Origin of the sequence: Nocardia brasiliensis ATCC 700358 (assembly GCF_000250675.2) — a bacterium.
GTDB lineage: Bacteria > Actinomycetota > Actinomycetes > Mycobacteriales > Mycobacteriaceae > Nocardia > Nocardia brasiliensis_B.
In genome coordinates, this window is record NC_018681.1 from 1683110 (window position 1) to 1694625 (window position 11516).

8 protein-coding genes are annotated in these 11516 nt (G+C 67.5%); 3 read left to right on the top strand and 5 right to left on the bottom strand.

The features are described 5' to 3' along the window. Positions 1-90 precede the first annotated feature (90 nt). Complete coding sequence (locus O3I_RS07465; RefSeq protein ID WP_014982291.1) at positions 91-2007, top strand: S9 family peptidase; 1917 nt, start codon at positions 91-93, stop codon at positions 2005-2007. 69 nt (positions 2008-2076) lie between these two features. On the opposite strand, the gene O3I_RS07470 is transcribed toward O3I_RS07465, so the two are convergent. The 5 genes from O3I_RS07470 to idi all read right to left on the bottom strand — a co-directional run bounded on the left by O3I_RS07470 (position 2077) and on the right by idi (position 6955). Beyond that, positions 2077-3417 carry a cytochrome P450 gene (locus O3I_RS07470; RefSeq protein WP_014982292.1) on the bottom strand — a complete coding sequence of 447 codons (1341 nt, stop codon included), beginning with the start codon at positions 3415-3417 and terminating at the stop codon, positions 2077-2079. A 21-nt stretch (positions 3418-3438) separates the two neighbouring features. Next, positions 3439-4362, bottom strand: coding sequence for a UbiA family prenyltransferase (locus tag O3I_RS07475; protein WP_081869343.1), 924 nt, complete (start codon positions 4360-4362; stop codon positions 3439-3441). Between the two features lie 132 nt (positions 4363-4494). Next, positions 4495-5304, bottom strand: coding sequence for a TauD/TfdA dioxygenase family protein (locus tag O3I_RS07480; RefSeq protein ID WP_014982294.1), 810 nt, complete (start codon positions 5302-5304; stop codon positions 4495-4497). Continuing rightward, the gene (locus O3I_RS07485) at positions 5301-6332 is read right to left on the bottom strand and encodes an L-tyrosine/L-tryptophan isonitrile synthase family protein (protein ID WP_014982295.1); all 1032 of its coding nucleotides are present in this window, start codon (positions 6330-6332) and stop codon (positions 5301-5303) included. The genes O3I_RS07480 and O3I_RS07485 overlap by 4 nt, the downstream gene beginning before the upstream one ends. Beyond that, complete coding sequence (gene idi / locus O3I_RS07490) at positions 6332-6955, bottom strand: isopentenyl-diphosphate Delta-isomerase (protein ID WP_014982296.1); 624 nt, start codon at positions 6953-6955, stop codon at positions 6332-6334. The genes O3I_RS07485 and idi overlap by 1 nt, the downstream gene beginning before the upstream one ends. Positions 6956-7485: 530 nt before the next feature. Between idi and O3I_RS07495 the strand changes: the two genes are divergently transcribed. Together O3I_RS07495 and O3I_RS07500 are read left to right on the top strand one after the other, a co-directional pair. Beyond that, positions 7486-9171 (top strand): MFS transporter, encoded by a 1686-nt coding sequence (locus O3I_RS07495; protein WP_014982297.1) that lies wholly within the window; start codon positions 7486-7488, stop codon positions 9169-9171. Between the two features lie 44 nt (positions 9172-9215). Continuing rightward, a complete protein-coding gene (locus O3I_RS07500; protein ID WP_014982298.1) occupies positions 9216-11363 on the top strand; it encodes an ATP-binding protein in 2148 nt (715 codons plus the stop codon). Positions 11364-11516: the final 153 nt, after the last annotated feature.

The window sequence follows — 11516 nt, forward strand, 5'->3', positions numbered from 1 at the left end:
CTTTCGCCGTGTTCTCGCGCACATCCGGCTTGAGTGTGCCGCAACGGCACGGTGTCTGCTGGCATCGGAGCACCGAGCGAAAGGACAGTCATGGCATTACCAGCAGTCATCCCGGTCGAGGAACTGTTCGGTTCACCGGCGCGCGCCGCCGCGACGATCTCGCCGGACGGAACGCGCATCGCCTACCTGGCACCGTGGCAGCACCGTTTGAACGTGTGGGTGCAGCGCCTCGATGGAGCCGAGCCGGCCCGTTGCGTCACCGCGGACGACAACCGCAGCGTGTTCCACTACCGCTGGACCGACGATTCGCGGTGGTTGCTCTACCTCCAGGACGACAACGGCGACGAGAACTGGCACCTATACCGCGTCGATCCGGAGAACGCGGACGCCGCGGCCGTCGACCTGACGCCGTTTCCCGGCGTGCGGCTGCTCGGTTTCGAGTTGCCGCTCGGCAAGCCGGGTACCGCGATCGTGCAGCTGAACAAGCGGACGCCGGCGGCGTTCGACGCGTATGAACTCGACCTCGGCACCGGCGAACTCACCCTGCTCGCCGAGAGCCAAGGCGCGACCTACGGCTGGCTGAGCAGTCACGCCGGCGACCTGTTCGCGATGGCGCTCACCGCCGACGGCGATGTCGAACTGCGCCGGTGGGACAGCGCCACGAAGACGCTGCGTCCTGTCGCGGTCTGGGACGGCGCCGACTATCCGATGGGGATCAACCCGCTGCAGATCACGCCCGACGGTACGGGGGTGTGGCTCGGTTCCAACCGGGGCACCGACCGGACCCGCCTGGTCCGGCTCGACCTGGCGACCGGGCAGGAGACCGAGGTCGACAGCCATCCCACCTTCGATCTCGATGCCGGGATCACCGCTTTCGCCGAACCGCTCATCGTCAACAGGCGCACCGGCGAGCTGATCGGGGCCCGCTATACGGGCGAGCGACAGGTGATCCACGCGCTGGACCCGCATTTCGCCGAGGTGCTGCCGAAGCTGACCGGCCTCTCCGACGGCGACCTGCACACCCTGTCCGCCGATCTGAGCGGTCAGCGCTGGGTGGTCACCTTCACCCACGACCGGGACCCCGGCGTCACCTACTTCTACGACCACGGTTCCGGCGAGAGTCGCCTGCTGTTCCGCGCGTACCCGCACCTGAACCCCGCGGATCTGGCCCCGATGACACCGGTGACCATCACCGCGCGTGACGGATTGACCCTGCCGTCGTATCTGACTTTGCCGGTCGGCGTGTCGCCCAGCCGACTGCCGCTGGTAATGCTGGTGCACGGCGGCCCGTGGACGCGTGATGCCTGGGGGTTCGACCCGGCCGTGCAATTGCTGGCGAACCGCGGATACGCGGTGCTGCAGGTCAACTTTCGTGGCTCGACCGGTTACGGGAAGGCTCATGTCAAAGCGGCCATCGGTGAGTTCGCCGGCAAAATGCACGATGATCTCATCGACAGCGTCGACTGGGCGGTGGCGCAGGGCTACGCCGATCCGGAGCGGGTGGCGATCTTCGGCGGTTCCTACGGCGGCTACGCGGCGCTGGTCGGCGTCACCTTCACCCCGGATGTGTTCGCCGCCGCCATCGACTACTGCGGTATCTCGAGCCTCGCGAACTTCATGCGGACCATGCCGCCGTTCACCCGCCCGATGATGGCCAACAACTGGTACCTGTTCGTCGGCGATCCGGACGACCCGGCCCAGGAGGCCGATATGCTCGCGCGCTCGCCCATCACCCACGTGGACCGGATCCGCACGCCACTGCTGGTCGTCCAGGGCGCCAACGATGTCCGAGTAGTCCAGGCCGAGTCCGACAACCTGGTCACGGTCCTGCGCGAGCGCGGTGTCGAGGTCGAATACCTGGTCAAGGACAACGAAGGCCACGGCTTCGTGAACCAGGAGAACGAGATAGAAATGTTCCACCTCGTCGACCGCTTCCTGGCCCACCACCTACACGGCCGGCAGCGCCAGGCAACCCAACCGAGACCCACACCGGCAGAGGCGCTTTGAGGTGAGACGCCGCGGCCGCCCGCGGTCGGTGAGACCGAATTTTGCGGGCGGCCAAGGGGATACGGAGGGTTAAGGGGTGGCGGCGAGGTGGGGGGTTGGGCGGGGCGAGGGGGAGCGGAGGCGGACGGGGACGCGGTCGTAGCCGCGGAGGACGGCGAGGCCGCGGAGTTCGGGGGTGCCGTCGAGGGCGAGGTCGGGGAAGCGTTCGAACAGTTTGCGCAGGCCGATGGTGCCTTCGAGGCGGGCCAGGCGGGCGCCTAGGCAGGTGTGGATGCCTTGGCCGAAAGCGATGTGCTCACGCACTCTTTCGCGGCCGATGTCGAATGTCGCCGGTTCGGTGAAGCGTTCGGGGTCGCGGTTGGCGCCGCCGAGCAGCAGCATCACCACCTCGCCCGCGCGGATCCGGTGACCGGCGACCTCGACGTCCTCGTGCGCGGTGCGCATGGTCATCTGCGCGGGGCTTTCGATGCGCAGGATTTCCTCCACCGCGCTCGCCCACTGCTCCGGGTCTGCCTGGAGTTTGGCGAGTTGGCCGGGATTGCGCAGCAGCAGCACGATACCGCTGCCGAGCATGTTCATCGCCGTCTCGAACCCGGCGCCCATGATGATCGAGGCGGTGGCCATCAGTTCGTGCTGAGCGAGCCCGCTCGTCGCCACGACGTGACCGAAGATGCTGGGGCCCGGCTGGATTCGCAGCCGGTCGACGTGGTCGCTGAAGTACTGCTGTGCGTCGGTGAGGCCCTCGATGCCGGTGCGATAGCCCTCGTGCCGCACCCCGATATCGAACAGCGGCGCCCCGCTGTTGCCCCATTCCAGCAGCTTCGGATGATCCTGCTGGGGGACGCCGAGCAGGTGCGCGATGATCGCGACCGGCAGTTTGGCCGCGAAATCGGCGATCAGGTCGGCGTGCGAACGCGGTTCCAGCTCGTCGAGCAGTTCATCGGCCACCACGCCGATGCGATCGGTCATGTCCCGCATGGCGGCGGCGGTGAAGGCGGCGACGACGGGGCGGCGCAGCCGACTGTGGTCCGGTGGGTCCAGGGCGATCAGCGCGGGCGGGTCGGTGGGGTTGGGCAGGTCCTGTCCGGTGTGCTCCAGCATCCAGCGCACCGGCTTCGGCATGCTCATGTGGCTGGGCTTGGTGGCCCCGAATCGACTGTCCCGCATGATGGTCCGGCAGACCTCGAGGTCGACGGTCAGGTTGAGCAACGGGGTCGGCACGATCCGGCCCGCGGCGCGGATTCGCTCCATGTCGGGGTAGGGATCGATGCCGCGGCCCGGGCCGACCAGCAGGGTGGCGAACGGGTCGCCGCGGCGCGCCATCATCCGCAGCATGACGCCCGCCGCGCCGTGCAGCACCAGCCAGCGAACCCAGATCTTGCTGCGCCGTGTGGTTTTCGAGATGTTCATCAGTGTCCTTTCGCTGCGAGCTCAGTTCGCCAGGAACAGGTTGCCGATGGCCATCAGCACCGCTCCGGTCCAGGCGAGCCGGCGACCGAGTAGCCGGCCGACGAGCGGATTGCGCTTGATCGCGCCGAGCCGGAACTGGACGAATCGCAGCGCGAACACCGGGCACAGCAGCAAGCCGAAGGCGAGCGGCAGTTCATCGACGGCGATCAGCGCGAACACCACGATGATGTCGGCGACCGCGAGCACGCCGAGCAGGTTGATGTAGGTGCGTTCGCCGGTCATGGTGGCCACGTTGATCCGGCCGACGCCGCGGTCGGTTTCGATATCGCGCAGGTTGGAGTACCAGGACACCATCATCAGCCAGAACGCGAACAGCCCGCCCTCGATCATGCTGCGCGTGGTGACGCCGCCGGTCAGTGCCCAGAACGGCACGAAGACCAGCTGCATCGTGAACAGGAACAGCACCAGTTCCTGAAAACCGATGTGGCTCAACTTCAATCCGTAGGAGTACTGCACCGAGATGCACGCGCCGACGACGGCGAGCACGATCAGCCACAGCGGATGGTAGGGGGCGATGAGCAGCCCGACCACGAGCAGGGCCAGCCCGGACAGCAGGCAGATCCAGGAGAACCGCAGCGCCTGCGGAAGCCGGAGTTCCCCGGTTACCAAGGGTTTCCAGTGCGCGCGCCGCAGGGCGCTCGGGTTGTCGCGATAGTTCTTGGCGTCGCTGCCGTCCCGGAACCCGGTGATGTCGTCGAACGCGATGAGCGCGCAGTGCACCAGGAAGTATCCGACGATGATCACCCCGAACGCGGCCCAGGTGCGGCCTTCGCGCACGACCGCGGCGGGCAGCAACGTCGCCACCATCGGATAGGCGAGGTTGTAGTCGAGGAAATAGAGATTGGCGAGCCGCCCGTACGCTCGCACAGACTTAACGGGTGTCATGACATCGACCACGACTGGTAATCCAATCTTGTTGTGTTGCAAGGTTCGACGCGGCGCTCGGCAGCGGACGGCAGAACTTCGGCGCCCGCGTCGCGAGCGCCGTCGTTGTCTGGCGTCGAAAGTCTGGGTGCGCTAGATGATCTGGATCCGCTGCATGTGCCGGGCGGTCGAGCCGAGGAATCGGTTGCGGCCGTGCAGCAGTGCGTGGTTCTCGGCGACGACGATGTCGCCGGTCTGCCAGGCGTGGTCGTAGCAGTAGCGCGGGTCGTGCAGCCGGTCGCGCAGGTCGTCCATCACCTGAACCGCGTCGTCGGCGCCGAGCCCTTCGACGGTGAGGAACAACGGGTTCCGGTAGCGGGCCGGGTCGAGCGGCTCGGCGTAGCGGATGGTCGTCTCCCCGGTGGTCGGGTGGGTGTCGAGCAGCGGCTGGGTCATGGTGCCGCCGTAGTGGGCGAGCCGGTCGGTGCGATAGGTCACCGAGGTGCGGGCCCACAGCTCACGCAGTTCTTCGGGCGCTTCGCGATAGACCTGGGTCGAATCGCAGAAGACCGTTTCCCCGCCCGCGCCGGGCGCACAACCCTGCACGCACTGGAACAGGAAGAAGCGCGGGGCCCGTTCCGACCAGGCGCCGTCCCAGTGGAACGGGACGTCCCCCGAGTCGAACAGGTAGTTCTGCGGGTTCTCCTGGACGACCAGGTCGAGGATGGTGCCGAACTCCCACTGGACCAGCTCGCCCGCGGCCATGCAGTAGGCCTCCAGGTCGGTCTTGTCGAGCAGGTCGAAGCCGCGCAGCACCAGGACCTTGGCGGCGAGGGTGGTCGCCAGCAACTGATCGATCGGCACGTCGGCGAGCGTGCGCCCGCCCGGGTCCGCGGTCACCACGCGCCCGAACGGCGCCAGGTCGGTGCCGTCGAGCAGGGTCTGCTGAAGTTGGTCGCTCACAACTCTCCTCCGGAAATAACCAGTGCTGATGTGGTGTGGTCATCGACCGGCTCGTCGACGACGAAATGGCTCGGCCTGCTGTTGCGCCACACCAGGCGCCCGCCCAATTCCTCTGCGCGCGCCCGCTTCACGAGGACGTGGCGCACACCGTCGTCGAGCACGACGCCGTGCCACGGGGTGAGCCAGCCGTCGACGGTGCGCAACAGGTGGAAGCCGATCTTGCTGCTGTGGTGGTCCTGCGGATGAATGGACAGGCGCACGGCGGCGGGGAAGACCTCACCGACGAGGCGGCTCCAGGCCTGACTGCGCTGTACCACCTCGTAGGCGGTCTGCTTGGCCTGATTGCGCCGGCGCGTGGCACTGAGTTCGGCGTAGAGCACCGCGTCGTCCTCGGTGACGAAGCGGTGGATGCCGTTGAACATGCGCCGCGCGGCGGGATCGGTGCGCACCGTCTCCCTGATCTCGGTGATGGACTCGGAGTACTCGGCGAGCAGCCGCGCCCGGCGCTCGTCCCAGGACAGGTCCGGCATCGCGTCGCGCAGCCCGTACAGGCCGATCGCGCCGCCGCCGATGGACCGGATCATCCGCATCAGCTCGTGCCCGTAGTCGTCGATGTGCTCGTCGGGGATGCCGAGCACATCGCTGAACACGTGCCCGTCCGAGCAGACCGTCACTACCGCACCGGGCTTGTACACGGCCGAGACCTGTTCGCAGAAGCCCTGCACGGATTCGAGCGCAATCTGCTCGCCCAGGTCCGGCAGCCGCCCGATGGTCTTGCGGCGGTTGCGCGATTTCGCCGGGAAGGCGGGAATGACGAAGTGGATCGGCTTGTTCGCCGCGATGAACTGGCCGACCGTTTCCAGGTGCGGCGCAAAACAATCGGGGCACGGCTTCGTCGCGCAGGGATCGGCGGGTTCGGCGGTGCGGCGCCGGCGAAAGACAATTCGCAGAATCCGTTCGGCGACAGCGTGGTCGGCGGGCGAGAGCGTGGTCTCGCGCAGGGCACCGGCGGCGGTAGTGGTGGTCATTACCCTTCCTTTCCGGAAGTGGTCGCGGCGGCAGCGGGCACGCCGAGTGGCTCGCGCCATCGCCGCGGCAGTAAGTCGGAGGTCAGGATCGGCCACTGCGCCGGGTCGGCGGGCAGGGTGGCCAGCTCGGCCAGTTGCAGTCGGCTCCACGGCGAGATCTGCAGCGCCTCGGTGCGCACCAGCGCGTTGAAGCCGGACCAGTCGATCCAGGCGTAGTCGTCCACCTCCGCGGGGTTCGGGACCGGGTCGCCGTCCACGAAAGCCACGAAGACAGGGCAGATTTCGTTCTCGACGATGCCGTCGTCCATGACGGCGCGGTAGCGGAAGTCCGGCAGTGCCATCCCCCAGCGCCGAGGTGTCAGGCCGAGCTCGTCCGACAGCCTGCGCAACATGGCGTCGGCCATCTTTTCGCCGGGCTGCGGGTGACCGCAGCAGGAGTTCGTCCAGACGCCCGGCCAGGTGCGCTTGGTAGTGGCGCGGCGAGTGACCAGGAAATGACCCTGCGGCCCGAATACATAACAGGAGAATGCCAGGTGCAACGGCGTTTGGTGGTCGTGAATCGAGGCTTTATCCGCCGACCCGAGCGGAATACCGGATTCATCGACCAGTATTACATATTCCATGAAAAACTCTCATATCATGATATCGACGGCATTATCTGCACGTCTTTTCGAGACCTCCCGGTACCGAAGATACCGCACCCCCCAGGTGGGCGCAATCACATACAACTAAAGCGGCAGGGCGCGAGATGACAAATTATCGATGTGACATATTCTCGAGCCGGCAAAGGTGGATCTGACAAATTATCCGGGCAGTCCGCGTGACGGACGTAACAACCTATCGGACCTGACAAACTATGTCGCGGATAGTGGGGATTCGCCGGTGTGCAAGACTGCGTCGATGGCCGGTCGATAGTCGCAGGATAGTTGAGATCTACTGTGCGACAACTGGTTACAGGACGATCGAGCGAGGGTCGCGCCGTGCGTCCAATGGCAGGTTACTGCTACGGAAGGAGCATTGCGATCGCTGTCCCGGTCTGTAGCATTCTGTCTGTTCACGGCGAGGTTGCGTTGCGTTCGGCAAGTTGATCAGGTGGGCACGAAAGTCAGCGTGGCGTCGTCGATCGCCTCATTCGAGCGAAATCAGGAGAGTCGTGGCACAGGACCTCGAGTACGCGCATATCGACCGGTCGACGCCACCCGATGGCGACCCGGCAACCGTCGATCCGCGCCGTTGGATCACGTTCGCGATCGTGCTGGCGGCCGGCTTCATGGATTTGCTGGATGTCACGATCGTCAATGTCGCGGTGCCGAGTATCCAGGGCGACCTCCGCGCGCAGTATTCGCAGATCGAATGGATTGTCGCGGCGTATGTGCTCGCCTTCGCCGCGACGCTCATCACCGGTGGGCGCCTCGGCGACCTGTACGGGCGCAAGCGCGTCTTCCTCATCGGCATGGCGTGCTTCACGCTGGCCTCCGCGGCGTGCGGCCTGAGCTCCGGTCCCACCGCGCTGATCGTCTCGCGCTTCCTGCAGGGCGCGGCGGCCGGTCTGATGGTGCCGCAGATCCTCGCCATCCTGCGGATCACCTTCCCGGTCAAGGAGCGGGCCAAGGCGATCGCGGTGTACAGCGGCGTATGCGGGTCGGCGACGGCGGTCGGGCTTGCGCTGGGCGCGCTGCTGGTGGAATGGAATCTGTTCGATCTGGGCTGGCGGCCGATCTTCCTGGTGAACATCCCCTTCGGCATCGCGACGGTGATCGCGGGCGCGCTGGTGATGAAGGAGTCGCGCTCCGCGGCCGCGTCGCGACTGGACCCGGTGGGCGTCGTCCTGATCGTCGCCGCGATCCTGCTGCTCACCTATCCCCTCACCGAAGGTCGCCGACTGGGTTGGCCCGCTTGGACTTTCGCCATGATCGCGGCTTCGGTGGCGGTGCTGCTGGTGTTCATCGGGTACGAGCGCAGGCGCCGCGTCACCGTCGGTTCACCCCTGATCGATCTCAGCCTGTTCCGGCTGCGGCCCTTCGCGCTCGGCCTGACGAGCTGGCTCCTGTTCTGGATCTGCTTCGGCGGGTTCTTCCTGGTGTGGACGCTGGTCATGCAGGTGGGCCTCGGCTGGTCGCCGATGCGGGCCGGACTCACCTCACTGTTCTTCGCGGTGGCCACCGGCGTCGGGGCGGCGGCCTCGGCCGGCGTGCTCGCGCCGCGCTTCGGCCGCAAGGTGCTGATCGCGGGCGGTGTGGTCACCGGCCTCGGCCTCGGGCTCTACGGCTGGTTCGTCGCCCACTACGGCCCGGACACCACACCCTGGCACATGATGACGCCGCTGCTCGTGATCGGCCTCGGCTTCGGCCTGGTGGTGGCGCCGACCATCGATCTCGTGCTCAGCCAGGTGCGGACCGAGGACGCCGGGGCCGCCTCCGGCCTGCTCAACACCGGACAGCAACTCGGCATCGCGCTCGGTGTCGCGCTGGTCGGCATCGTGTTCTTCAATCAGCTCGATCACGATTCCGCGCGCGGCGTCGACGAGACGACGGCGTCGATCCGCACCGAACTCAGCGCGGCCGGTCTGCCTGCACCCGCACAGGAACAGATCCTCGCGAATTTCCGGGCCTGCGTACAGGATCGGTCGGCGCAGGTGGACCCGTCCGAGGTGCCGCACAGCTGTCAGCAGAGCGGACCGGCTGACGAGGTGGTCACGCGGGTGCTGACCGACGCGGGGGCGCACGCCAACGCGATCAACTTCGCGCACACCTTCCGCTACACCCTCGCCTACGGCATCGGCATCATGATCCTCATATCCCTGGGGTTCTTCGCACTGCCGCGCACCGCCAAGCTCTGAGGGCACGGCGGCGGCGCCGCCGGAACGCGAGCAAGGGGCTCGAGATGAAGTTCGCGGGGCGGCGGGCTCCGGTGTTGCTGCATCGCACCGAGGAACTCGCCGAACTGGCCGGGCTGCTGGCCGATCGACGGGTCCGGTTGCTCGCGCTCACCGGCACGGCCGGTGTCGGGAAGAGCAGCCTGGCCCGGGCAGCGTTGCGGGCCGGGGCTTTTCGTGAGCACCGGGTCGTATCGGTGGATCTCGCGTCGGCGACCGATCGCCCGGTCGCGCTGGGCGGCCTGCTGGATCAGCTGTGCGGACCGGAGCCGGACCGCCCGAGCGAGCCTGCCGAACTGCTCGGGCGCATCGCTGTCGCGCTCGCCACCGGCCCGGCTGTGCTGCTGCTGGACAACTGTGACCTTGTCGCAGCGGCGATTTCGTGCGACATCGCGCAATTGCTCGACCGGTGCCCGGGGCTGCGGATCGTGTCGACCGCCCGCGTGCCGCTCGGCCTGTGCAACGAATGCGTGCTGTGCGTGTCCGCGCTGTCTGCGGAGGCACCGACCGAGCACGGCGACCTCTCGCCTGCGGCCCAGCTCCTGGTCGGCAGTATGGACGGCCACTACGACGAGACCGGTGTGCTTGCCGAAAAGTCTGTGCTGGAAGATATTTCGCGTGCGGTGGGCGGCGTGCCGCTCGCCCTCGAGCTGGCCGCAGCCGACATCGTGCGGGGCGGCGCGGCCGAGACGCTGCGCCGGATCGAGGCGGGTAGTGATCTGGTGTCCGGGCAATCCGTGGACACACCCGTGCGCCACCGATCACTATGCGCCGCCATCGACTGGGGCCTGACCGACCTCGATCCGGCGCTGCTCGAGCTGCTGCTGCGGCTGGCACAGTGCACCGCCGCGGTGAACCGCGGCGCGGTGCTGCTGCTCGGTGGCCTGGACGATGAGCTGACCACCGCGGGCCTGGCCGAGCTGGTGAATCGCAGCCTGCTGTACGGCAGGCTCGATGCACAGGGCGAGGTGAGTTACGAACTCACTGCGACAGTGCGGATCTGGTGTCGTCGGCGACTGGCGGCCGATCCGAGGCTTGCGGCACGGTTGCGTGCCGAGCATCTCGATCGGCTGTGCCGGCTGGCTGAATCTCTCGGGCGCGGAATTGATCCCGATCGGCCCGTGCCCGCCTGCGCCGACGTGCACGCCCGGGACTTCCTGGCGGCGATCAGCGAACTGTGCGTCGCCGGCCGGGTGGACGAAGCCCTGGGCATTGCGGCGGATCTGCAAGACGTATGGATCCGGTGCGGCCATCTGGACGACGTGGAACGGCGGCTCTCGGCCGGCCTGGCCCAAGACCTGCCCGGCGCGACGCGGCTGCGCGGGGTGCGGTTGCTCGGCCGGTGGGCGTTGTCCTCGGGCCGGTTTCGGCGCGCGGTCGCGTTACTGAGTGAGGCCGCGGCGCTGCGGCGGTTCGGCGAGCAGGCCGTTACCGATGCCGATTCGCTCGAGCTCGCCCGCACCGCGCTCACCCCGCTCGCGCCGGTGACCGCCGAGTGGGCCGAGCTGCGGCGGCGGATTCGGCGGATCGCGCCGGCGGACGGCGGTCTCGCGGCGCGTAATGCGCTGGCGAGCAACAGACTCTGCACCGCCGATCGGGCGCTGCTGATCTATCGGGAAGTGCTCGAGCATCCCCAGGTGCACGGATACCCGCTCGAAGCGATCTGTGCCATCGAGGGTTGCGGCGCGGCCTACGCGCTGTCCGGTGCCGAGTACGTGGCCGCGGCGGCGACCTTGGTGCTGGCCGGTGTCCGGCTGCGTGCCGATCACGGGATACCGGCGCTCGGCACCGACGGCGAGCTCTTCGATTGGCCGGAGCTGTTGGGGGAGCGACTGTTCGCGGACACCGTGCGGCTCGTGTCGACAATGAGCCTGGCGGCGGCGATCGACTACGCGCGCTCCGTGCACGGCCGCTCGGCGCTCTACACGCTCACGCCACGCCAGCGGGAGATCGCCGAGTTGGTCGCGACCGGGAAGACGAACCGGATGATCGCCGCCGAGCTCGGGTTGTCGGAGTGGACGGTCGTCAACCATCTGCGGCGGGTGATGGTCAAGCTCGGCTGTCCCTCGCGGCTGCATATCGCACTACTGGTGCAACGCGGCGCGAAAACGGCGACGATCATCGGCCCGGGCAAGTGGATTGGCGAGAATCCGTAATTAATTGGCGATCCATCCGGTTCCGCGGCGCGGGATTGTCCGCTAGCGTTCGCGAGTGATCAACGTCCAGCTCGTCAGAACCGTACTGACCTGGGCGTTTTCGTGTTTCAGGCCGCGGTGCCGGTACCCCGTCCGGGCATCGTGCCGACCCGA

Bases quoted from the DNA above. Each gene is read 5' to 3' on its own strand.
- O3I_RS07465 (WP_014982291.1), top strand. From the start codon at position 91: ATGGCATTACCAGCAGTCATCCCGGTCGAGGAACTGTTCGGTTCACCG.
- O3I_RS07470 (WP_014982292.1), bottom strand. From the start codon at position 3,417: ATGAACATCTCGAAAACCACACGGCGCAGCAAGATCTGGGTTCGCTGG.
- O3I_RS07475 (WP_081869343.1), bottom strand. From the start codon at position 4,362: ATGACACCCGTTAAGTCTGTGCGAGCGTACGGGCGGCTCGCCAATCTC.
- O3I_RS07485 (WP_014982295.1), bottom strand. From the start codon at position 6,332: ATGACCACCACTACCGCCGCCGGTGCCCTGCGCGAGACCACGCTCTCG.
- idi (WP_014982296.1), bottom strand. From the start codon at position 6,955: ATGGAATATGTAATACTGGTCGATGAATCCGGTATTCCGCTCGGGTCG.
- O3I_RS07500 (WP_014982298.1), top strand. From the start codon at position 9,216: ATGAAGTTCGCGGGGCGGCGGGCTCCGGTGTTGCTGCATCGCACCGAG.